Source organism: Aquimarina sp. Aq78, from assembly GCF_900299525.1.
Classification (GTDB): Bacteria; Bacteroidota; Bacteroidia; order Flavobacteriales; family Flavobacteriaceae; genus Aquimarina.
Window position 1 is genome coordinate 204,869 of sequence record NZ_OMKA01000003.1, and the last position, 24,161, is coordinate 229,029.

The following is a 24,161-nucleotide window of genomic DNA, read 5'->3' on the forward strand; positions in this document are numbered from 1 at the left end:
AGTGATGTATTAGTATTCTATATAATGGGGTTATGCCTTCCGTTATGATTTAAGATCAATTTCTTTTAAGTTTTCAATCTTGTTTCTCGAAAGAAAATCATCTATGGTTTCAAAATGCTCAATTACTCTTTTGTCTTTAAACTCAAATACCTTTTGCGACAAACCTTGTAAAAAGTCACGATCATGAGAAACCAAAATCAAAGTCCCATCAAAATTTAATAAAGCTTCTTTTAGTACATCTTTTGATTTTAAGTCCAAATGATTGGTAGGCTCATCGAGAATTAAAAGATTAACAGGTTCTAAAAGTAACTTAACCATTGCCAGTCGTGTTCGTTCTCCACCTGAAAGGACACTTACTTTTTTATCGATATCATCGCCACCAAACATAAACTGTCCTAAAATATTTTTGATCTGTGTTCGTACTTCTCCTTCTGCCACTTCATCAACTGTCTGAAATACGGTAAGATTCTGATCCAATAATGCCGCTTGGTTTTGTGCAAAATATCCTACCTTAACATTATGCCCCAGGTCACAAGTTCCCTCATACTCAATCTCTCCCATAATCGCTTTAATCATTGTAGATTTACCTTCGCCATTACGTCCTACAAATGATACTTTTTCTCCTCTGGAAATCGATAAATTTGCATTTTTAAACACTACATGCTCATCATAGCTTTTTGATAAATCTTTTGCTATTACGGGATAATCTCCCGATCGAACTGATGCGGGGAATCTGAGTTTTAAAGATGAAGTATCAATCTCATCAATTTCGATAATCTGTAACTTCTCTAACATACGTTCCCGCGAATTTACCTGATTGGTTTTTGAGTACGTACCTTTAAATCGTTCGATAAATGTTTTGGTATCTGCAATAAATTTTTGTTGCTCCTGGTATGCTTTTATTTGATTCGCTCTTCTTTCTTCTCGTAGTTGCAGGTAATGCGAATAATTTGCCTTATAGTCATAGATTCTTCCCATTGTCACCTCAATAGTCCTATTGGTGATCGTATCGATAAACGTTTTATCATGAGAGATAACGATAACTGCCTTGGCTTTATTAATCAAAAAGTCCTCTAGCCAGATTACAGATTCTATATCTACATGATTGGTTGGCTCATCCAAAAGGATTAAGTCTGGTTTCTGTAATAAGATTTTAGCAAGCTCTATACGCATTCTCCACCCACCGCTAAACTCACTGGTGGGCCGTGTAAAATCTTCTCTCTTAAACCCGAGTCCTTTTAGCGCCTTCTCTACTTCGGCATCATAATTTACCTCTTCTACAGCATAAAACTTCTCTCCCAGATCGGTTACTTTTTCGATAATTGCCATATACTCGCTAGATTCATAATCGGTACGAGTTTCGAGTTCTTTATTTAATCGATCCATCTCCTCCTGCATCCCCAAAATATCGCCAAAAGCTTTTAATGCTTCTTCAAATACAGTACAATCATCATCTGTTAATAGATGTTGTGGTAAATATGCAATCACTGCCTCTTTGGGACATCTAACATGCCCTCTGTTTGCTTTCTGTGCTCCTGCAATAATTTTCATCATAGTGGATTTACCTGCACCATTCTTGCCCATTAAGGCAATTTTATCATTTTCATTAATAACAAAAGAAACATTACTAAATAATGTTTCGCCACTAAACTCTACAGCAATTCCGTCTACAGAAATCATATCTTTCTAATTTAAGAATGCAAAACTAAAAAAAAGCAGGTCATCAAAAAGGAATCTGATTATATTTTGAATATATATTGTATTCCAAAAAATTACTACCTTGAAAACGTAATTTTATCAAAGTGTTTTTTTATGTCTGGTAAACCCGAATTATACTTTAAAAATGATCAGGAATGGCGTTCCTGGCTTCATGAAAATCACCATCAATCTCAGGGAGTATATCTTATACTTTATAAAGTAGAAAGCAAACAACCAAGTATGCGGTGGGAAGAAGCTGTAAAAGTAGCATTATGTTATGGCTGGATAGATTCTACAGTAAAAAGGCTAGATGATCAGCGTCGCAGGCAATATTTCTGCCCTCGTAAACCCAAAAGTGTTTGGAGCAAAGTTAATAAAACCTACATCATAAATCTTATCAAAAATGATTTGATGCATCAAAGTGGTTTGATAAGTATCGAAGTAGCCAAAAAGAACGGTTCATGGATTGCTCTGGATGATGTAGAAAATGGTGTCATCCCCAAAGATTTACAACATGCCTTTGATCAAAATCCTTTAGCTTTTGAAAACTATCAAAACTTTGCACAAAGCTACCGTAAAAGTTACCTCTACTGGATTAATCAAGCCAAACGACAAGAAACCCGTGATAAACGTATTGTAGAAATTATTAAATTCTGTGAAGCGAATATGAAGTCCAGAGGAAATTGGTGATATATATTTAAAACATTAATCGTTTTATATTATCCATATAACCTCGGCTTACTCTTACCACATCTTCGTTTTGCATAATTACATCATAACTCTTCGTATACTTATTCAACTCTTTTACCTTGTTTAGGTTTATAATAGAAGATCGATGCACTCTAATTAGAATTGTATTATTAAATTTTTCTTCCAGAACCGAAATACCAAAATTACTAAGATACACTCCTGTATCTGTAATCAATTTAGAATAATCACCATAAGCTTCTACCCTTATAATATCTTTTACGGCTATTGTGATTAATTTTCCTTGCGACTGCACGAGTATTCGTTCTGGATATTTGGGTTGATCCATCAATAAACTTTCTGCCAGAGGTCTTACTTTGTTTTCACCCATATACGAATTTAAGCGTTCGATAGCTACTTTAAATCTTTCTTTAGTATACGGTTTAAGTAAATAATCAATTGCATGTACCTCAAAAGCTTGCAATGCATATTTATCATATGCTGTCGAAAAAATGATTTGTGGTATCTCTTCGATATGCGTTAGTACATCAAACCCACTCATTCCTGGCATTTGCACATCCATGAATACAAGATCTGGTCTAAATTCATTTATCATTTTAACCGCATCTACTCCGTTATTAGCTTCTCCTAACAAAATAAGTTCTGGGAAATCAATTAAGTATTCCTTAATAAGCTTCCTAGCTGCTGCTTCATCGTCTATAATGAGTACTTTTTTCATCTATTATATAACAAAATTAACTTTTAATCCTTGTGGTATATTATCACTCAATTGAAGAGTAGAATTGTACATCTTCTCTATGCGCATCTTGGTATTTGTTAGTCCTATACCTTTACCAAATATTTTTTCTTTATTCTTTATTCCAACTCCCGTATCTGCAATTTCAAAAAAAAGTTTATCTTCATTTTTAGAAATTGTAATTGACACTTTCCCTCCATCTATCAAAGAAGCAAGTCCATGTTTTACAGAATTTTCGACTAGCGGTTGTAATAACATAGGAGGTATCATTTCTTCCATTACATTCTCATCTACATCAATTTCTATCTGTAGACGTTCTTCGAAACGTTCTTTTTCTAATGCCAAATACTTTTTTACAAAATCCAATTCTTCTTTCAAAGGAACTTTTTCTACTTGAGAAGCTTGTAATTGATATCTAAACAAATCTGATAATTCTGCAATTAAGTGTCTCGTTTTTTCGTTTTCCGGTGGTACTGAAGCACTAATGGTATTAAATACATTATATAAAAAATGTGGATTTAGTTGAGCTTTTAATGCAGATAATTCACTTTTTAATGCGACAGCACGTAATTCTCCTTCAACTTTTATCTTTTTCTGATTGTCAACATGGTATTGATAAGAATGAAAGATTCCAAATTGTAAAATATAAAATAAAGCAGGAAGATATATATCCCAAATTTGTGCAGGTCCTTGTAAATAGAAAAATCCAAATACATTACTAAAAACACTATACAATTGTTGCCATATGATAACAAATGAAGGTAGTAATATTAAATGTAACAGTAACTTTTCTTTTATTGACCAAATTTTCAGCTTTCTAAAAAGGAGCCACCAAATAGGAAGAGTGATAATTAACTTCAGAGTATAACCTAATCCACTATCATCCATAAAACTTATAGGATCAAACAGTATGTTATCTTCTTGTGTATATCCGCCACGATTTATCCATAATGCAATATGATAAGCAGATGCAAAAAATAAATAAATGGAACTAAAGACAATAAGTTCGACAATCCGAACGTCAAAAATTCTTCTTTGTAGAAAAGGCTTTTTCATAACTGTGTTCTAATTTGTACAAAGCTAAAATTAAAACACTTCTTTAAAATATAAATTTCGACGAATTGTCCTATATCAAGATAAGTTGTCCTTTCCTGTTTAACGAAGTAATAGCCAACTCGTCGGTTTACAGATGCTTCATGTTGTTTCATTTTTCAAATTTGTCGAAACAAAAAAACAAACAATTATGTCTGGAAAAAATAACAAATGGATCGTATGCATTATCCTCATATTTATGTCTATCAATATAATCAAAGCGCAAAATACTGTAAAAGGTATTGTTATGGATCAACAATCAAGGCCAATTGATGCCGCAACAATTTCTCTTATTAAAGTCTCTAACAAAGAATTTATAAAAGGTGTGATTACCAATACTAAAGGAGAATTTAATATCGAAAATATAAAAAATGGAACATATCAAGGTATCATCTCCAGCCTTGGATTCGATGATTATACATCTGTTTCTTTTACAATTGATGGAAAGGATATAGATCTAAACAGGATTACGCTTAATGTAAAAACAGAAAATCTGGATGAGATCACTATAGTCGCAGAAAAACCAGTAGTACAGGTAATGGCAGATAAAACCGTTTTTAACGTACAAAATACTCTAAGTGCCACAGGAACATCTGGCTATGAGCTCCTACGTAAAGCTCCGGGAGTCATCGTTGATAACAATGATAATCTCATTGTAGAAGGCAAAACCGGAGTATTAATATATATAGATGACAAGCCTTCTGTACTTAGAGGAGAAGATCTTACTAATTATCTAAAAACTATCCAATCCAGCGATATCGAAGCAATTGAGATCATTACCCAACCTTCTTCAAAATATGAAGCTGAAGGTAATGCCGGGATTATCAATATTAAACTAAAAAGGGATAAAAGCTTAGGTACAAATGGTTCTGCAAGTGCCGGAATCACTTATGGAGATTATGCAAGATATACTAGTTCTGTTTCCTTTAATACCAGGAATAAAAAATCTAATCTATTCGGAACGTATAGTAATCGTTTTGGAAAGAGTTTTAGTTTTATCGACTTATACAGAACACAAAACAATACTATTCTAGATGCCAAATCAGAAACGGTTAATGAAAATAATAGTAATAACCTAAAATTAGGATATGATTACTTTATCAATAGTAAATCTACTCTAGGCATTATTTTTACAGGAAATTTTAATAATTCAATTTCAAATACAGATTCCAGAACACTTATTATTCCTTCAGGAAATAGTACTCCTCAAGAAGTTTTAGTTGCAGGAAGTGATAGCGACACAAAGACCAGTAATCTATATACTAACCTAAACTATCGCTACAAAGATACTCTTGGATATAGCATGAATGTAGACCTGGATTATGGACAGTATAATAATGACAGAGCAAACCTGCAACCCAATCGGTATTATAACGGAGATGAAACCGAACTACAAAGTGAAACAGTTAATTTCTTTAATACCCCTATAGATATTACCATTTTTACTGCAAAAGTAGATTATGAACAAGACTTTCTTAAAGGGAAATTAGGGTTAGGTATTAAATATTCTAATATAAATACTGAAAATGAATTTGATTTCTTCGATAGAATAAATGGACAAGATATTCTTAACCTGGATCAAAGCAATGATTTTGCATATGATGAGCAGATTCATGCTGGATATTTTAACTATAACCGTAAATTCAAAAAACTGAACATACAATTTGGTCTTCGAGTAGAACAAACCAAATCTGATGGACAATTATTTAGTAGTCAAAATACAATTGATGACAGAGTAAAAAGGGATTATATTGATTTTTTTCCTAGCGGAGGTATCACTTACCAAATGAATCAAAAGAATTCTTTTGCATTGACCTATAGTCGAAGAATACAACGACCTAACTATCAAAATTTAAATCCTTTTGAATATAAAATTAATGAATTATCTTTTAGAAAAGGAAACCCGTTTTTACAACCACAATACACCGATAATATAAAACTTTCGCATACTTATAACTATAGACTAACTACCGCTTTAAGTTACAGTATAATAGGTGACTATTTTGCACAAGTAACCGAGTCCCAGAGCGAAAATCAAAACTTCATTATTACTAGAAATGTAGCAGATCAAAAAGTCATTAATCTAAGTATATCCTACCCTACCAAAATTAACAACTGGTGGAGTGTATATTACAGTCTTAATGCATATAGAACCATTTTTGAAGCTAATAATCAAGATTTTGTTTCAGTATCTCAAAATACGTTAAGTTTATATGGCCAAAACACGTTTTCATTACCCAGAGGTTATAAAATGGAAATCTCGGGGTGGTTTAATTCACCATCGATCTGGGGAGGAACATATCAAATCAAAAGTTTAGGTTCGTTAAACCTCGCTTTTCAAAAACGTTTCTTCTCTAATAAATTAAATGCTCGATTAGCTTTTAATGATATCTTATATACTTCTCCTTGGAAAGGAGATACCCGATTTGGAGACTTATCTATACAAGGTAATGGGGGTTGGGATAGCCGACAGGTTAGTTTTAATTTAACCTATACTTTTGGAAGTAAAGAAGTAAAAAAATCCAGAAAACGTAAAACAGGGATTGAAGATGAAAAAAATAGAATCTAAGATTCTATTTTTTTCAAAATCGCATTAACACCACTTTAAGATATTTTGTATGATAAATCCTTATTTTCGGATCATATAAATCACTAATCATGCACAAACACATTGTTACTACTCTGATTATCGGGATATTTTTAATCTTCAATACTCAAGCTCAAAAAAACAAGAAAGATAAAAAAGAAGAAGAAAAATGGGATGTTTCTAATCCCACAGGAGAATTTAATTATAAAAATCATACGTTTACCACAGATCAAGGTACCTGGATGAATCTGGATGTTAGCCCTGATGGCAATACTATTGTTTTTGACCTTTTGGGAGATATCTATAGTATCCCTGTTTCTGGTGGAAAAGCTAAAGTATTACGTACAGGAATCCCATTTGAGGTACAACCTCGTTTTAGTCCTGATGGCAAAAAGGTATCTTTCACCAGTGATGCCGGTGGAGGTGATAATATTTGGGTAATGAATAGTGATGGTAGTCATCCTAAACAAATTACTAAAGAAAAGTTTAGATTATTAAACAATGCTGCCTGGATGCCTGATGGCAATTATCTGGTAGCAAGAAAACACTTTACCTCTCAGCGTTCTCTGGGTGCTGGTGAAATGTGGCAGTATCATATTACAGGAGGTTCTGGGTTGCAGTTAACCAAAAGAAAAAATGACCAACAAGATGTTAATGAACCTAATATTTCCCCTGATGGTAAATATATGTACTATGCCGAAGATATGTATCCCGGTGGTTTTTTTCAGTATAATAAAGACCCTAACAAACAAATCTATGCCATTAAAAGATATGAATTCGAAACCGGAAAAACGATTACTGTTACTGGTGGACCAGGAGGGGCAGCACGACCACAAGTGTCCAGAGATGGTAAAAAGCTTGCTTTTGTAAAAAGAGTACGTACCAAAACGGTATTATACATCCATAATCTGGAAACCGGTGAAGAATGGCCAATCCATGATAAACTAAACAAAGACCAACAAGAAGCCTGGGCGATTTTTGGGATCTATCCCAATTTTAGCTGGATGCCTAATAACAACGAAATTATATTCTGGGCTGGTGGAAAAATCAATAAAATTAATGTAGAGAATCAACAAGTAACCAATATTCCGTTTACAGTAGATGCTACCATCAAAATTGCAGAAACCCTGCATTTTAATACCCCTGTTTCTCCCGAAAAGTTTACATCCAAAGTAATTCGTAATGTAGTTACTTCTCCAGATGGTAAAACAGTAGTGTTTAGTGCTCTTGGACATTTATGGAGTAAAAGTCTACCCAAAGGGAAACCACAACGCCTTACTACTCAATTTGTCGATTTTGAGTTTGAGCCTAGCTTCTCTAGAGATGGTCAACATATTGTATATGTCACCTGGAATGATGAAAACCTGGGAGCAATACATAAAATTCCTGCTTCTGGTGGTACTTCTTCCAAGCTAACCACAAAAAAAGGAATTTATAGAACTCCGGTATTTAATGCTACAAATAACTTGATTACTTTCAGAAAAGAAAATGGAAACAGTGATCAAGGTCTAAGTTTTACTAAAAATACTGGTATTTATACCATGTCATCTTCTGGTAGCAATACTAAACTAATAACAGAAGAAGGAGAATACCCTATGTTTTCTAAAGACGGAAAGCGTATCTTTTATCAAACCGGAGGTACATATTTTGGAAATCTGACTAAAGAGTTAAAATCTGTTGATCTTAATGGAAAAGATAAAAAAACACATATAAAATCTAAATATGCCAACCGATTAGTACCTAGTCCTGATAATAAATGGATTGCTTTTACCAATCTGCACAAAGCATTTATTGCTCCACTAGTACTTAATGGTAAAGAAATAGACTTGGATAACAACTCTAAAGCTGTACCGGTATCCCAGATTTCTAAAGACGCAGGGGTTAATCTTCATTGGTCCAGAGATAGTAAAAAAGTAATATGGACTCTTGGAGATGAGTACTTCTCTAATGAGGTTAAAGATCGTTTTACATTTTTGCCTAACTCTCCAGAAAAAGTAGGAGAAGTAACAGCAACAGGTATCAAAATTGGTTTAGAAGTAAAAACAGATGTGCCACAAGGTAGAATTGCATTTACTAATGCCAGAATAATTACGATGGAAGGCGATCAGGTAATCGAAGAAGGAACTATCATTATTAAAGATAACCGTATTGAAAAAATTGGAACTACTTCTGAAGTACCTGTACCTAGCGATGCTAAAGTATATGATATAAAAGGCAAGACAATTATGCCCGGTATTGTAGATGCACACGCACATGTGGGAGGGTTTAGATACGGTCTAACGACTCAAAAACATTGGCAATTATATGCCAATCTAGCTTTTGGAGTAACCACATCTCACGATCCTTCTGCCAATACTGAATCTATTTTCACCATGTCTGAGATGATTAAAAGCGGTGAGATGGTAGGGCCTCGCCTCTACTCTACAGGAATTATTCTATACGGAGCAGATGGAGACTTTAAAGCAGTAGTCAATAAGCTGGAAGATGCTCGATCCTCTATCAGAAGAACCAAAGCATTTGGTGCTAAATCCGTTAAGAGTTATAATCAACCTCGTAGAGATCAGCGTCAGCAGGTGATACAGGCAGCAAGAGAGCTTCAAATCAACGTAGTTCCCGAAGGAGGATCAACTTTTTATCATAATATGAGTATGATCATGGATGGTCATACAGGAGTTGAACATAATATTCCTGTTGCTCCCGTGTATAAAGATGTAAATGAACTTTGGAAAACCAGTAATTCAGGATATACACCTACTCTAATTGTAAATTATGGCGGGATGAATGGGGAATACTATTTCTATCAAAAAGATAAGGTTTGGGAAAATGAAAAACTGCTTAAATATACTCCGAGAGCTATTATCGATGCTCGCGCAAGACATAGAACTATGGTTCCTGATGAAGAATATGAAAATGGACATATTCTGGTTTCAAAAACATGTAAAGCACTAACTGATGCAGGAGTTAAAGTAAACCTGGGAGCGCATGGACAATTACAAGGTCTGGGAGCGCATTGGGAGTTATGGTTGCTTCAACAAGGAGGAATGACCAATATGGAAGCGTTAAGAGCAGCAACACTAAATGGTGCAGAATATATTGGTGCAGGAAATGATATTGGTTCATTAAAAGAAGGAAAACTAGCCGATCTTATCGTTCTTGATAAAAATCCTTTAGAAAATATCAGAAACACAGAAACTGTAAAATATACTATGGTAAACGGACGGTTATATGATACCGATACCATGAATGAGATTGGTAACACAACCAAAGCACGAACTAAATTCTGGTGGGAGAATGCTAATTATAGTCAGGCTTTCCCATGGCATAAAGAAGCACAAAGCTTTATGAAACCAGGATGTGGATGTCATTTAGGGCATAATTAGATCTATGGCTCTTACAAGGCCTAAAAAGATCAGCAACTAAATTTTAAAACTCATGTGATGAGAACATATCTTTTCATACTATTTACAGCACTGGTAGCATCTTGTGCTCAACCCCAAAAACAAGTTAGTAAAACTGCTATCTTGATTACAGATGCTAATATTGTAGATGTAAGTAACGGTACTATTATCGAAAAACAACAGATTGTAATCGATTCTGGAAAAATAAAAAAGGTTACTAATACTATAGAAAACCCTGAAGGATATACTACAAAGATCAATGCAGAAGGAAAATACATCATTCCTGGATTAGCAGAAATGCATGCTCATATACCACAACCTTCGACGTCAAAAGAACGTATCGAGGAGGTTTTGTTTTTATATCTTTCTAATGGGATAACAACAATACGTGGTATGCTTGGTGATCCTTCTCACTTAAAATTAAGACAACGTGCGGAGACAGGTGACATCTTAAGCCCTAGAATTTTTACCTCTAGCCCTTCTCTGAATGGAAATTCGGTAAAGACAAAAGAAGAAGTCATTGCCAAAGTAACGGCTTATCAAAAAGAAGGTTATGATTTCTTAAAAATTCATCCTGGTATTACAATAGAAGTATTTGATCAATTGGTAAAAACTGCTAACGAAGTAGGTATTCCTTTTTCTGGACATGTTCCAGTTGATGTTGGTATACGGCATGCTATAGAAAGTAAATACGCCTCTATTGATCACATCGATGGGTTTTTAGAAGGGCTGGTTCCCGAATCAGAAAATGTAAATCCTGGGGATAACGGTTTCTTTGGATATAATTTCACTCCGTTGGCGGATAAATCCAAAATCGATGAATTGGTACAACTTGCAAAAGACAATACTATCTGGATCGTTCCTACCCAAAGCTTATTTGAAAGATGGTTTGCTCCTGTAACTGCTGATGAGTTATTGAAAGGTCACGAAATGAAATATATGCCCGCTTCTACATTGCAAAACTGGAAACAAAGAAAAAGTCAATATACCGAAGAGAATCCTAGTTTTAATAAAGAACAATGGCAACAATTTAATACTATAAGAAGAACGCTACTTAAAAAACTACATGATAATGGACATCAAATATTATTAGGCTCGGATGCTCCACAATTATTTAATGTTCCCGGATTTTCAATTCATCACGAAATCGACGGAATGATAGCTGCTGGATTAACACCACTAGATGTGCTACAATCAGGGACAATAAATCCTGCCCTGTTTTTTGGTAAGGAAGATACATTTGGGCAAATCAAAGAAGGGTTGGATGCCGATATGGTTATACTGGATGCAAATCCACTAGAAAATAGTAAAGCCTTAAAACAAGTTTCTGGTGTACTGATTAGAGGACAATGGTTGCCCAAAGAAGCCATAGATCAAAAATTGCAGGAAATTGCTCAGAATGCCCGTAAAAATTAAAAATACTAATTACTATACCATAAAAATGAAAAACATATTTACTTTATTCATTATAATGTTTGTTATTTCGCTTTACGCGGAAGCACAAAACGTTAAAGTTCCTATCGATACCACTATAGTAACAAATCATACAACTACAATAAAAGGAAAGGCTGTTGCATACAAAGCAACAGTAGGGTTTCAACCGATTTGGGATGAAACAGGAGCACCTATAGCTTCTTTATGTTATACCTATTACAAAAGATCTGATATCAAAAATGATGAAAACCGACCTTTACTCATTTCATTTAATGGTGGTCCAGGATCAGCTTCAGTTTGGATGCATATTGCTTATACAGGTCCCCGTATTCTTAAGATCGATAATGAAGGGTTTCCTGTACAACCTTATGGAATCAAAGCCAATCCTAATTCGGTCTTGGATGTAGCAGATATTGTATTTGTAAATCCTGTAAACACAGGGTATTCTAGAATGATCCCAGGAAAAGATGGAAAAATGCCTGATAAAAAGTTATTCTTTGGGGTAAAAGCAGATGTAAAATACTTAGCCGATTGGATCAATACGTTTGTAACCCGAAATAATCGTTGGCGATCTCCAAAATACCTTATCGGAGAAAGCTATGGAACAACGAGAGTTTCTGGACTGGCTCTTGAGTTACAAAATCGCCAGTGGATGTATCTTAACGGAGTGATATTGGTCTCCCCTACCGAAATAGGTTTTAAATTTGATGGGCCCGTAGAAGTAGCAAACCGATTACCCTATTTTGCAGCAGCAGCATGGTATCATAAAATGTTACCTCCAGAGCTTCAGAACAAAGATTTACTAGAAGTACTTCCAGAAGTAGAAAACTATACGATCAATGAACTGCTTCCGGCAATTGTAAAAAGCGGATACCTGGATACTACCAAAAAAGAAGAAGTTATCAATAAGATGGCTTACTACTCTGGACTTTCTAAGAAAACAATACGACAGCATAATCTTGAAGTACCAAAATCATATTTCTGGAAAGATCTTTTACGAGATAAAGAAGGGTATACGATTGGCCGATTGGATTCTCGATATAAAGGAATGGATATAAAGGATGCAGGAGATAATCCTGATTATAATAGTGAGCTAACTTCCTGGCTTCATTCGTTTACACCAGCTATCAACTATTACTATAGTCAGGAATTAAAATTTAAAACCGACTTAAAATACAATATGTTTGGTCCGGTAAGACCTTGGGATAGAACCAAAGGTAATAATACAGGTGAAAACTTAAGAAAAGCAATGGCGATGAATGCCAACCTGCACACTATGATTCAATCGGGTTATTATGATGGTGCTACTACTTATTTTAATGCTAAATATGTGATGTGGCAACTCAACGCGAATGGAAAACTTAAAGATCGTCTAAGTTTTAAAGGATATCGCAGCGGACATATGATGTACCTTCGTAATGAAGATTTAATTAAGGCCAATGATGATATTAGAGCATTCATTACCAAATCATCAGTCAATATAAATAAAGGATCAAAATATTAAATTATGGCTGCTATTATAAAAATTAAACCTTTGGGTTTTCCTTGGGAAACCAGCGATCCATTTTTATTCTGTGCTTATCATGAAGATCAATATCCAAAAGGAAACGGAAAATTAGGTCCCGATGCGTCACTAGAAGGTCGTAATATTGGTCAGGATTTTACTCTTAAAGATGGATGGCGAATGTATCATGGAACCAAAATACCTGGTTTCCCTGCACATCCTCATCGAGGTTTTGAAACGGTTACCGTTGTCCAAAAAGGATTGGTGGATCACTCTGATTCACTTGGAGCTGCAGGACGTTTTGGTAATGGTGATGTACAATGGATGACCGCTGGTAAAGGTGTACAACATTCTGAAATGTTTCCTTTGCTACATACTGAAAAAGAAAATCCATTTTTGTTATTTCAGATTTGGCTTAACCTTCCGAGAGACAAAAAAATGGTAGAACCACATTTTAAAATGCTCTGGAGTGAAGAGGTACCTAAAATAAAGAAACAGGATGAACATGGGTATGCAACTGAGGTTACTTTAATTGCAGGAAAATTAGATGATATAACAGCTCCTGCTCCTGCTCCTGATTCCTGGGCAGCAGATCCCAATAATGAAATCGCTATATGGACTATCAAAATCGATCCTAATGCAACGTTTACCTTCCCTACAGCTTCTAAAGGGATAAACAGATCGTTATATTTCTTTAAAGGAACCGAAGTTACGAGTGAAGGATATACTATTCCTGTACATCATGAAATCATTCTAAATGCAGATCAGGAATTCATCTTAAAAAATGGTAATACAGAAGCTCATATATTATTGTTGCAAGGCAAACCAATGAATGAACCTGTAGTGAAACACGGGCCATTTGTTATGAATAGCCAGATAGAAATTAGAGAAGCTATACAAGAGTATCAACAAACAGAATTTGGAGGCTGGCCCTGGGACAGTAATGATCATGTTCATTCTCCTTCTAAAGGTAGATTTGCTTTATATCCCGATGGTACAGAAATAAAAAAGTAACATATCCTATTTTAATAGTTGAATAAATAATGCTTATCTTTAATTCTAACATGTATTAACAATATCATTATCATCACCTTAGAAGATTTGATTTAAATGTGTAATCGCAAAACATTTCTTTTACTCTTCCCGTTTTTTCTGTGTTCAATTCTATTTTTTTCTTGCTCAAAAGAAAAAATATTAACGAACGCTGAAACGGATTGGTTAAAACAAAATGATTCTATTACAATAGCTTTGTTTCCGTATTACCCACCATATCAATTTATAAATGACCATACTACTATTGAAGGCATTTTTATTGAATATTTTAATCTAATTGAGCATAAAATAGATCATAAATTTAAAAGAAGGTATTATTCTGATTGGTCCGAACTGGTTAAGGATGCCAAAAGTAAAAAGATTGATATGATCCTGGAAGCTCAACAAACCTGGGATCGTAGTCAATATCTAAACTTTTATACCGAATTCTTTGACACTCCTTTTGTTCTTGTAGCTTCAAAAGATACTCCCGATGGACTTACTTTAAAAGATTTTAGTACCAAAACCATAACCGTTCCCCTTGGGTACTCTTCAGAAGAATACTTAAGAAAAAAACATCCCGAGATTAAACTTAAAACCTATCTCAACGAAAATATGGCTCTACAAAAGGTGCAGATAGGAGAGCACGATGCATATTTTGGTCCAAAAACTGTGGCAAATTTTTTAATAAAATCCAAAAACTTCGACAATCTTAAAATCATAGCTGAAACTAAATATTCTTACATCCCTAGTATTGCTGTTGATAAAGACAATACTGTTTTAAATAAAATCATTCAAAAGACTATTAACAATATTTCTGATAACGAAAAACAAAATATTGTAGAAAACTGGCTTTACATTAAAACAAAACCATTTTATAAAAACCCCAATTTTTTAATTCCTTTAGTCCTTTTTATATTGTTGGGCCTCCTCATTGTTTTGGGAATCAACTTTTATTTAGGGTACATTGTAAAACACAAGACAAAAGCACTAAGAATTGCAAAAGATAATGCCGAAAAGGATAATCAATTAAAAACAGCATTTATCCATAATATATCACATGAAATCCGAACACCAATGAATGGTATCATTGGTTTTTCTAGACTTCTTAAAGAATCGAATACAACGGATAACCAAAAAGAAAAATACACCAAAATTATAATTAAAAGCAGTAAACAATTAATTGATAGTATGGATAACATACTTGAAATTTCGAAATTACAAACGGGACAGGTTATTCTTATCCAGGAAGAAACCGATCTTTACGAAGTTTTTGATATTGTTTTTTCGACTTTCGAAATAAAAGCAAAGAAAAAAGGAATCTCACTTATACTTAATAATAACCTGTTAGATGATCAACGCTATGTGCTTATTGATAAACTTAAGCTTATCAAAATTATAAATAGTCTAGTTAAAAATGCGGTAAAATATACCAAAAGAGGAGCTGTACTTATTTCGGTTATGGTACAAACAGATCATTTGATTATTAATATACGAGACTCGGGAATTGGAATTGACCCCAAGAATCAACAGCTTATATTTAAAAGGTTTTCTCAATCAGAAAATCAAATTTCAAGAAAATATGGAGGATTAGGGTTGGGACTTACCATAGCCAAAGAGTATACAAATTTAATGAAAGGTGAGTTATCTTTTTCTTCTATTCCTGACAAAGGATCTACTTTTAGAATCGTATTACCTTATCATCCTGTTATGGTAACCAATCCTCTGAATACTATATCGCCTACATTATCTAAAGAAGTAAAAACCAAGCAACATTCTATCCTGATTGCAGAAGATGGTGACGTTAATTTTTTGGTTCTTAAAACAATTTTACTAAAAATAGAAAACTATCACTTTACCATTCACCGTGCTAAAGATGGAAAAGAAGCAGTAACATTTATTAAAGAAAATAATTCTATTAGTCTGGTATTTATGGACATGAAGATGCCCGAAATGGATGGCTATGACGCTACAGTACTTATAAAGAAACTAAACCCAGAACTGCCTGTGATTGCACAAACAGCATATGCTAACAAAGAAGACATACTAAATGTTTTTGCCTCTGGATGCGACGATTTTATTGCAAAACCAGTTGATCCAGAAATTTTGAAAAAAGTAATTCATAAGTATTTATCCGTATATTCTTTTTAAAATAAATACAATCCCTTATGATAGAAAAATTTATGAATTATGAATTTATATTAATTCACTTTGTTCTATAAATAAGACAAGTGTTTCTTGAAAGTGTTACTATTAAATAGTATCTTTATTAATAAGGAGCAAGAAAAGTAAGGGATAACTAGTAAAAAGCTATGGCAAAAAAACTACTATATATTTTCTGTTCTTTTAGTATATGGATAGGATTTTTTTCTTGTTCAAAATCTACAATTCTAAGTGACAAAGAGAAAGATTGGTTACAAAACAATGATAGTATTTCTGTTGGAGTTTTTCCATATTATGCCCCATATCAATTCATTAATGAAAATGAAGAAATAGATGGTATCTTAATTGATTACCTCGCTCTTATCGAAAAGAAAATTGGCCACAAATTTCAACGAAAACTATATACCAATTGGGAACAACTTCTAAACGATGCAAAAAATAACAAAATTGAAATCATTTTAGAAATTCAACAAACCAATAAAAGGGATGCTTATCTTAATTTCTACTCACAACTCTTCGAGTCTAGTCACGCTATTATAACTCAAAAAGATATCGATTACGGAACGAATCTAAAAGACTATACCGATAAAATAATTACGGTTCCAAAAGATTATGCGATATATGAAATCTTGAAAGAATATGAAAAAGACCTCAACATTTCTACCGAAATAGACGATTTAAGTTGTTTAAGAAAAGTTAGCTCTGGAAAGTACCATGCTTATATAGGACCAAAGGCAGTAGCTAATTACCTCATAAAAACAGAAAATCTGGATAATCTCAAAATTGCTTCAGAAACCCAATTTACATATGCTCCAAGTCTTGCAGTTCAAAAAAGTAATACTATGCTTAGTGAAATTATTTCTAAGACTACCAGCAGTATTACCGATAATGAAAAGGAAATCATTTTTGAAAATTGGTTATATCATACCGTTATTCCTTTTTATAAAAAAGCAAGCTTTTGGATTACCCTTTCCGGGATTATTCTACTATCGTTAGTTGTCATTCTTCTTCTTAACAGATATCTTAAATATTTAATCAAACAAAAAACAAAAGAATTAAAAATTGCTAAAGAGCGGGCCGAAGAAAGTAATAAATTAAAAACTGCATTTATTCATAATATTTCTCATGAAGTACGTACTCCTATGAATGGTATTATTGGTTTTTCTGAATTACTTAATGACCCACAAATCACACCGGATCAACAAAAAGAATATTCAAAAATTATTATAAATAGCAGTAATCAATTAATCAATATTATCGATGATATCATCGAAATCTCAAAATTAGAGACGAATCAGGTCGAAGTTCGTTTTGAAGAAATAAATATTAACGAAACATTACAAACACTATTTTCTGATTTTCAGAGTAAAGCGATTAGCAAAAATATTGCCATATACCTCAATAATAAATTAACCGATGATCAGGGTATCATACTTATGGATAAGTTAAAAATCCATAAGATTCTACAAAATCTTATTGATAATGCAATCAAATTTACAGCCAAAGGTATGATCGAAATTTCTAGTGAAATTGAAAATAGTTCTCTGGTAATTACGATAATAGACACAGGAATAGGTATCAAACCCGAAGATCAGGAGTTAATATTTAGAAACTTCTCACAGTCTGAGAAAGAAGTTACAAAAAGCTATGATGGTCTTGGATTGGGCTTATCAATTGCTCAGAAAAATGCCAAATTAATTGGAGGTAATGTTACTTTTGTTTCAATGGTTAATAAAGGTTCTATATTCACATTAACAGTACCATACCATCCTATAGTTAATCCTCTTACATCTGATATCCCTTCGAATAAAGAAAAGGCTCCAGACATTCCCATAAAACAGGTTATTTTAATTGTAGAAGACGGTGATGTGAATTTTTTATTCCTTAAAACGATATTACTAAAAATGAAAGGATATAAATTTGTAATTCATCGTGCAGAAAATGGAAAGAAAGCAGTAGAGATTTGCAAAAAAAATGACCATATCGATTTAATTCTCATGGATATAAGAATGCCTGTGATGGATGGTTATACAGCTACAAGAAAGATAAAGAAGATGAGACCCGGGTTACCCATCGTAGCACAAACGGCATACTCTACAGAAGAAGATATCCAAAAAGCATTAGATGCAGGTTGTGATGATTTTGTTTCTAAACCTGTAGATAGAAAAATACTGAAACCTATTATCAATAAATACTTTTCAGTTTTTTCAAAATCAAAATTTACTTAAAACTTAAATGCCAATCAAGAATGAATATTTAGGGTTTTTAAATAGTAAGCCCTTATGGAATGATAAAGCTTTTTTGAACCTATCGCCTTTTGGTATCGAAGAGGTACTAGAAAACGACGTTTTACCCGATGCAACAGAAATTAATATTCGGGATAACGAAGTATTAGGGAAGCGTATAGAATACTTTTTTGAATATTGTATTACCAATTCTGATCGTTATGAGGTTATAGCAAAGAATATTCAAGTATATCTGGATAAGATTACAATCGGAGAATTAGATTTTCTAATAAAAGATCATAGAGATAATAAGACTTTACATATTGAAGTTGTATACAAATTTTATCTGTATGACTCATTAATTGAAGGTGAGCTGAAACAATGGATTGGTCCAAACCGTAAAGATACCTTACTTCAAAAAATAGAAAAATTAAAAACAAAACAATTGCCTTTACTCTACAGAGACGAAACTCTGCCTATTCTGGAAGATTTACAAATAGATCCAAAAAGTATTCATCAACAGGTATGTTATATGGCGAATCTTTTTGTCCCTATTTCTATGAAAAATGAGCTGCTCCCTATTATAAACAATCAATGTATTGTTGGTTTTTGGTTAAGATCAGAAGCTTTTACCTTAGAACAATATGGTAGTTGTTATTTTAATATTCCGAAGAAAAAAGATTGGGTTACCGATCCAAAACATGGTGACATCTGGTTTTCTTTTGATGACATAAAAGAACAGGTACAGGTATTATTATCACAAAAAAAATCTCCATTACTTTGGATGAGGAGTAATGGAGATTCTTATAAACGTTTTTTTGTAGTTTGGTGGTAAACTATTGTATCTAAATTGGATTAAATGGTAAATCAATGTATTCTAATATTTTCAACTTTTAATTCTGGATTAGTACCATCTAACCAATTCGTTTCTGAATTAATAACTTGAATGTTTGAAATGATACCACTAGCTCCACTAACATTAAAAGCCTTATAAACGCCTGAAAGTATTACTTCAGAAATTGTAATATTATGAATTTTTTGAATAGAACCTCCAGAAGAAATTCTAAAAGCCGCTTCTCTAGCACTATTATTTGGGTCAGGTTTATGACCTCCAATATCATGTCCAACAACATTAGAAACAATAACATTAGATGTGTTACTATTTGAGTTAATATCTATATTGAAAAGGTTAGTCCCTCCTTGTTGAATAACGTCCCTAACAATTATATGATCTGTTCTTGTAGGAACATTCCAATTCGTGTGGGGTTGGAGAGCAATTCCCCTTTGTCCATTATAGCAGTTTATGGTTACATTCAAAATTTTTATATTCTTAGAATTTAATATTCCCAGTGCATTGTCGTATTTACTTTTAGGTATATAAATACCTCCATATAAAGTTACATTTACAACCGAATAAGGAGACGTTTCGGTTAAGTCTCTAAGTTTCCCTATGTTAATTAAACCTCCAGTATCAGTTGCTGGAAATGTTTGTGGCAACCCATGAGGTGCAGGTGTATTATACCATAATAGGTAACTTTCTTTATAGAATTGGCATACATCCCTATCTTCATTGACTCCAACAAAAGTAGCACCACTAAAATCGTAATAGCGGTTGTTTTGATTTAAATGTAAAGTCTTTTCAAGTAGAAATTTTCCATTTGCTACAAATTTTTGAACACTTGGAAATGATTCAATTGCTTTTTGAAAATTTTGACCACACGGAATAACACCAGTATCATCAATATCCCACCATTGTGGTATTACATAGTTGTTTTTTAAATTACCTCTAACTTTACCATCATCTAAAGTAAAATCCCATCTATCCCAAAAACAATCTTCGACGGTTCCATTATCCTTTAAATCGAAAATTTGATATTGACCTGCATTAATACTACCATTTATGGTTAGTGTAGTATTACCCTTTATTATAAATTTATTCCCTTTAAAAAACTTTAGTTCGATTCCTTCAGGAATATTGAAATCAACACGAACTTCTATATCTCCTTTGATTGTAATAGTACCATTTCCATTAAGACTTGTAACTGCATCTGATAAAACATTATTAATATTTGGATCATTATCCTGTATTCCGCCAGAAATAATAAATTCTGTTGTCTGCTGTCCCCATGAAATAAATGATGACAGTAGTAATAGTGATGTGAATATTTTAATCATTTGAATTAAGTTTTTGTGTGTATCTATATATGTCTTAATGATTAAAAATGTTACTTAGGTTTTATATTTTTTGTAATTCTGAATAATGTTTTTTAGGAATTTTTTTTTAGAAATGGAAGGAACTACTTATAACAATAAAGCATAATTAGTATATCATTTCTAACTTGAATTGATATTAATTATTTTGTTTCTATAACAATAGAGCCAGCGGCAAAATCATGAATTGCTTTTCTTTTTTCATTCCCAGTTACTGTTACCAAAGAAATCCATCCTAGTGAGAATTTTATTAAGAATCGAATAAGTGCTTTATGAAAGGCAATATTTTTATTATGATCTTCCTCTCTTTTTACTATAATATTACTAAAAGAATGCCCCACAGTACCTCCATACCTAGCCGTCAATATTGGATCATAAAGAACAAAAATGAAAATAAAAGCTATGATTCTAAAAAAAACAGGAACCTCATTAAACAAAGCGAAGATTTCTGTTATAACAAACATTAGTGCAATCAAAACTATTCCATCTACCACAACAGCTTTTATTCTGTCTGGTAAAATTGCATATTTCTTTTCCATAATTTTAGTGATATTTGCTAATACTGTTATGTATATGTCATAATCAACTGATATGTTACCTAACTATCTCAAATGCGCATTTGTTTCTATACTATCATTCTAAAATCTCTGTACAAATCCATATCTACTATAATCCACTTATATAACTCCCATAAAGATCGTTAAAACGAAATCCTTCAGATAACCTATATTTACTTAGTTTTTTATATTCTACCAATCCCCACAATAAGAATTCCATCATAAAATAGTTATCTTCTATACTAGTTTCAGGTTGATATTCATTAATGAGGCTCTTAAGAGGAGTAATAGCATCTAGTTTTTCTTTATACTCTTTGTCTGATATATCATCTAACAATTCGAATCCACTCTCTTCAAAAAACCAATTTATCAGATTCTGATATGGGCTTTCATAGCCTTCTTTTTCTAGTTTTTCGATTTTCGGAAAGTATTCTGAAAATAAAGTCTTAATAGCATCAGAAATTAAGGAATGGGCTACAGAGGCAGCTCCCTCCTGCTCTCCTTCATATACCAATTCTACTTTACCCGTAATAGCAGGAATAATACCTATAAAATCACTTAATCGCAATAGTGTTTGATCATCATCAGATCGCAATGCTCGGTATTCTGCCATACTTAACAAATTTTCATAAGCAGTAATACTCATTCTGGCACTAATGCCACTTTTATGATCAATGAACTCACTTTCTCTAGCCTGAAAACTAATTTGTTCTAACAGGTCCTTTGCAATATCTGGCACATAAACCAAATCAGCCTGCCTTGAATCTAATTTAGCTTCTTGCTGAGTAATCGTTTTTGCCACTTCTATAGTCTTGGGATAATGAGTAAGAATCTGTGAGCCTATTCTATCTTTTAAAGGTGTTACAATACTTCCGCGATTAGTATAATCCTCTGGATTTGCTGTAAACACAAATTGTATATCTAATGGTAACCGAAGCTTAAACCCTCTAATCTGGATATCACCTTCTTGTAAAATATTAAATAATGCCACCTGAATACGAGCCTGTAAATCTGGTAATTCATTAATTACAAAAATACTTCGGTTTGCTCTTGGAATCATCCCAAAATGAATCACACGATCATCTGCATAACTTAATTTTAGATTAGCAGCTTTAATTGGATCCACATCTCCTATTATATCAGCCACAGTAACATCCGGAGTTGCTAATTTTTCTGCAAAACGTTCTGATCGATGCAACCAACTAATGGGAGTATCATCACCTTTCTCTTCTACTAAATTAGTAGCATATCTCGAAATAGGGTGAAACGGATCATCACTAATTTCTGAGCCTTCTACTACAGGAACCCACTCATCCAGAAGGTTAATCATTTGTCGTGCTAAACGGGTTTTTGCCTGGCCACGTAATCCTAATAAATTAATATTATGCCTGGAAAGAATTGCTCTTTCTAATTCGGGAATCACTGTATTTTCATACCCATGAATTCCTGTAAAGGTTTCTTCATTATTACTAATCTTAGTTCTTAGATTATTTCTTAATTCATCTTTTATCGATATACTTTGATATCCGGATTTCTTTAATTGGCCTAATGTCTTTATTTCTAAAATTTTCATCTTTTCTTTTTCGTTCTAACAAATACTTTTAAATTCAAAACGAATTTATCCTCGTATTCTTTTTTTTCTATTCGTTTCATAGTCTTCAAAAATCATTTCACCTAGCCCATTAAGGCCAGTATAAAATGCTTTTCCTTGATTCGCATGGGTAAACTCTCTTACAAACTGCATTAAGTAAGGATCTTGTGCAATCATGAAGGTGGTTATGGGTATATGCAATTTTCTGGCCTGTTGGGCCATCATATAACATTTGCTTACGATATACCGATCTAATCCATTACTATTCTTATAGTATTGCCCATCTGGCATTCTTAAACAACTTGGTTTACCATCGGTAATCATAAAAACCTGCTTATTTGTATTGCGTTTTCTTCGTAACATATCCATAGCCAGCTGTAAACCTGCTACGGTATTCGTATGATATGGCCCTACCTGTAAATATGGTAAATCTTTGATAGCGATTGGCCATGCATCATTACCAAAAACCAATATATCCAATGTATCTTTGGGATATTTGGTAATGATAAGTTCTGCAAGTGCCATTGCAACTTTCTTGGCAGGAGTAATACGATCCTCTCCATACAAAATCATACTGTGACTAATATCAATCATCAATACCGTACTCATTTGTGCTTTAAACTGGGTTTCTTCGACTACAAGATCATCTTCGGTTAGATTTAAATCACCGATCCCATGATTGATCTGCGCATTTTTAAGGCTTTCTGTTATTGATATTTGTTCTAACGAATCTCCATACTGATAATTACGAAACTCCCCAGAATGTTCATCTCCTTTGCCAATATAATTTGTTCTGTGATTGCCTGCTCCACTTCGTTTTAGCTTTCCGAAAATTTGATCTAGTGCTCTTTTTCGAATTGCCTGCTCGGTTTTGGCGGTAATAGACATTCCTCCTTTGCCATCTGGTTTTATCTCTTCTCGAATGTATCCTTTCTTCTTTAAATCCTCTACAAAATCATCCAGCGTGTAATTCTCATCGGTAAGTTGATATTCTTTATCTAATTCTTTCATCCAGTCTAAAGCTTCATCAAGATCTCCCGAAGTATGGGTGATAACTTCCTGAAAAATATCAAAAAGCTTATCAAACGGAGATTGTTCTGGCGCCTCAAAGATTTTGAATGCAAAGCCTTTCCTAAATACTTTTTTTTCTTTTTTCATTAGATAAAGTTAGTATAATTTATAAAAGATAAGAACTTATTATCTATCGAAGAAATGAGAATTAACA

General features: G+C 33.2%; 16 protein-coding genes. 9 read left to right on the top strand and 7 right to left on the bottom strand.

Going from position 1 to position 24,161, the window contains the following annotated elements; translation table 11 throughout:
• Positions 1-42: 42 nt before the first annotated feature.
• Entirely contained in the window at positions 43-1,680 is a 1,638-nt protein-coding gene (locus tag DG435_RS05895) for an ABC-F family ATP-binding cassette domain-containing protein (protein ID WP_106793456.1), read from the bottom strand.
• Positions 1,681-1,812: 132 nt separating this feature from the next.
• On the opposite strand from DG435_RS05895, the gene DG435_RS05900 reads away from it, so the two are divergent.
• Positions 1,813-2,388: a YdeI family protein gene (locus DG435_RS05900; protein WP_106793459.1), complete on the top strand. Its 576-nt coding sequence runs from the start codon at positions 1,813-1,815 to the stop codon at positions 2,386-2,388.
• A gap of 7 nt (positions 2,389-2,395) precedes the next feature.
• On the opposite strand, the gene DG435_RS05905 is transcribed toward DG435_RS05900, so the two are convergent.
• Positions 2,396-3,124 (bottom strand): LytTR family DNA-binding domain-containing protein, encoded by a 729-nt coding sequence (locus tag DG435_RS05905; RefSeq protein WP_106793460.1) that lies wholly within the window; start codon positions 3,122-3,124, stop codon positions 2,396-2,398.
• 3 nt (positions 3,125-3,127) lie between these two features.
• Positions 3,128-4,198 (bottom strand): sensor histidine kinase, encoded by a 1,071-nt coding sequence (locus DG435_RS05910; RefSeq protein WP_106793461.1) that lies wholly within the window; start codon positions 4,196-4,198, stop codon positions 3,128-3,130.
• A gap of 187 nt (positions 4,199-4,385) precedes the next feature.
• Here DG435_RS05910 and DG435_RS05915 point away from each other — a divergent pair, with 187 nt between their 5' ends.
• The 8 genes from DG435_RS05915 to DG435_RS05950 all read left to right on the top strand — a co-directional run bounded on the left by DG435_RS05915 (position 4,386) and on the right by DG435_RS05950 (position 19,412).
• On the top strand, positions 4,386-6,803 hold the full coding sequence (locus DG435_RS05915; RefSeq protein ID WP_199852709.1) for a TonB-dependent receptor domain-containing protein: 2,418 nt from the start codon (positions 4,386-4,388) through the stop codon (positions 6,801-6,803).
• An 89-nt stretch (positions 6,804-6,892) separates the two neighbouring features.
• Complete coding sequence (locus DG435_RS05920; RefSeq protein ID WP_106793462.1) at positions 6,893-10,201, top strand: amidohydrolase family protein; 3,309 nt, start codon at positions 6,893-6,895, stop codon at positions 10,199-10,201.
• Between the two features lie 57 nt (positions 10,202-10,258).
• Positions 10,259-11,635, top strand: a complete 1,377-nt coding sequence (locus DG435_RS05925; RefSeq protein ID WP_106793463.1) for an amidohydrolase family protein — start codon at positions 10,259-10,261, stop codon at positions 11,633-11,635.
• 25 nt (positions 11,636-11,660) lie between these two features.
• Positions 11,661-13,157 carry a S10 family peptidase gene (locus tag DG435_RS05930; protein ID WP_106793500.1) on the top strand — a complete coding sequence of 499 codons (1,497 nt, stop codon included), beginning with the start codon at positions 11,661-11,663 and terminating at the stop codon, positions 13,155-13,157.
• Positions 13,158-13,160: 3 nt separating this feature from the next.
• Complete coding sequence (locus DG435_RS05935; RefSeq protein ID WP_106793464.1) at positions 13,161-14,171, top strand: pirin family protein; 1,011 nt, start codon at positions 13,161-13,163, stop codon at positions 14,169-14,171.
• A 96-nt stretch (positions 14,172-14,267) separates the two neighbouring features.
• Positions 14,268-16,340: a transporter substrate-binding domain-containing protein gene (locus tag DG435_RS05940; protein ID WP_106793466.1), complete on the top strand. Its 2,073-nt coding sequence runs from the start codon at positions 14,268-14,270 to the stop codon at positions 16,338-16,340.
• 161 nt (positions 16,341-16,501) lie between these two features.
• A complete protein-coding gene (locus DG435_RS05945) occupies positions 16,502-18,580 on the top strand; it encodes a transporter substrate-binding domain-containing protein (protein WP_106793467.1) in 2,079 nt (692 codons plus the stop codon).
• Positions 18,581-18,587: 7 nt separating this feature from the next.
• On the top strand, positions 18,588-19,412 hold the full coding sequence (locus DG435_RS05950; RefSeq protein ID WP_106793468.1) for a DUF1853 family protein: 825 nt from the start codon (positions 18,588-18,590) through the stop codon (positions 19,410-19,412).
• A gap of 32 nt (positions 19,413-19,444) precedes the next feature.
• On the opposite strand, the gene DG435_RS05955 is transcribed toward DG435_RS05950, so the two are convergent.
• The 4 genes from DG435_RS05955 to DG435_RS05970 all read right to left on the bottom strand — a co-directional run bounded on the left by DG435_RS05955 (position 19,445) and on the right by DG435_RS05970 (position 24,094).
• A complete protein-coding gene (locus DG435_RS05955) occupies positions 19,445-20,752 on the bottom strand; it encodes a hypothetical protein (protein WP_106793469.1) in 1,308 nt (435 codons plus the stop codon).
• A 179-nt stretch (positions 20,753-20,931) separates the two neighbouring features.
• Positions 20,932-21,327 carry an RDD family protein gene (locus tag DG435_RS05960; protein ID WP_106793470.1) on the bottom strand — a complete coding sequence of 132 codons (396 nt, stop codon included), beginning with the start codon at positions 21,325-21,327 and terminating at the stop codon, positions 20,932-20,934.
• Positions 21,328-21,454: 127 nt separating this feature from the next.
• Positions 21,455-22,918, bottom strand: a complete 1,464-nt coding sequence (locus tag DG435_RS05965; protein ID WP_106793471.1) for a sigma 54-interacting transcriptional regulator — start codon at positions 22,916-22,918, stop codon at positions 21,455-21,457.
• A 45-nt stretch (positions 22,919-22,963) separates the two neighbouring features.
• Positions 22,964-24,094 (bottom strand): VWA domain-containing protein, encoded by a 1,131-nt coding sequence (locus tag DG435_RS05970; RefSeq protein WP_024770917.1) that lies wholly within the window; start codon positions 24,092-24,094, stop codon positions 22,964-22,966.
• Positions 24,095-24,161 lie beyond the last annotated feature (67 nt).

What these genes read in the sequence shown, in the direction of transcription:
- DG435_RS05895 (WP_106793456.1), bottom strand. Translation starts at nt 1,680, where the DNA reads ATGATTTCTGTAGACGGAATTGCTGTAGAGTTTAGTGGCGAAACATTA.
- DG435_RS05900 (WP_106793459.1), top strand. Translation starts at nt 1,813, where the DNA reads ATGTCTGGTAAACCCGAATTATACTTTAAAAATGATCAGGAATGGCGT.
- DG435_RS05905 (WP_106793460.1), bottom strand. Translation starts at nt 3,124, where the DNA reads ATGAAAAAAGTACTCATTATAGACGATGAAGCAGCAGCTAGGAAGCTT.
- DG435_RS05910 (WP_106793461.1), bottom strand. Translation starts at nt 4,198, where the DNA reads ATGAAAAAGCCTTTTCTACAAAGAAGAATTTTTGACGTTCGGATTGTC.
- DG435_RS05915 (WP_199852709.1), top strand. Translation starts at nt 4,386, where the DNA reads ATGTCTGGAAAAAATAACAAATGGATCGTATGCATTATCCTCATATTT.
- DG435_RS05920 (WP_106793462.1), top strand. Translation starts at nt 6,893, where the DNA reads ATGCACAAACACATTGTTACTACTCTGATTATCGGGATATTTTTAATC.
- DG435_RS05925 (WP_106793463.1), top strand. Translation starts at nt 10,259, where the DNA reads ATGAGAACATATCTTTTCATACTATTTACAGCACTGGTAGCATCTTGT.
- DG435_RS05930 (WP_106793500.1), top strand. Translation starts at nt 11,661, where the DNA reads ATGAAAAACATATTTACTTTATTCATTATAATGTTTGTTATTTCGCTT.
- DG435_RS05935 (WP_106793464.1), top strand. Translation starts at nt 13,161, where the DNA reads ATGGCTGCTATTATAAAAATTAAACCTTTGGGTTTTCCTTGGGAAACC.
- DG435_RS05940 (WP_106793466.1), top strand. Translation starts at nt 14,268, where the DNA reads ATGTGTAATCGCAAAACATTTCTTTTACTCTTCCCGTTTTTTCTGTGT.
- DG435_RS05945 (WP_106793467.1), top strand. Translation starts at nt 16,502, where the DNA reads ATGGCAAAAAAACTACTATATATTTTCTGTTCTTTTAGTATATGGATA.
- DG435_RS05950 (WP_106793468.1), top strand. Translation starts at nt 18,588, where the DNA reads ATGCCAATCAAGAATGAATATTTAGGGTTTTTAAATAGTAAGCCCTTA.
- DG435_RS05955 (WP_106793469.1), bottom strand. Translation starts at nt 20,752, where the DNA reads ATGATTAAAATATTCACATCACTATTACTACTGTCATCATTTATTTCA.
- DG435_RS05960 (WP_106793470.1), bottom strand. Translation starts at nt 21,327, where the DNA reads ATGGAAAAGAAATATGCAATTTTACCAGACAGAATAAAAGCTGTTGTG.
- DG435_RS05965 (WP_106793471.1), bottom strand. Translation starts at nt 22,918, where the DNA reads ATGAAAATTTTAGAAATAAAGACATTAGGCCAATTAAAGAAATCCGGA.
- DG435_RS05970 (WP_024770917.1), bottom strand. Translation starts at nt 24,094, where the DNA reads ATGAAAAAAGAAAAAAAAGTATTTAGGAAAGGCTTTGCATTCAAAATC.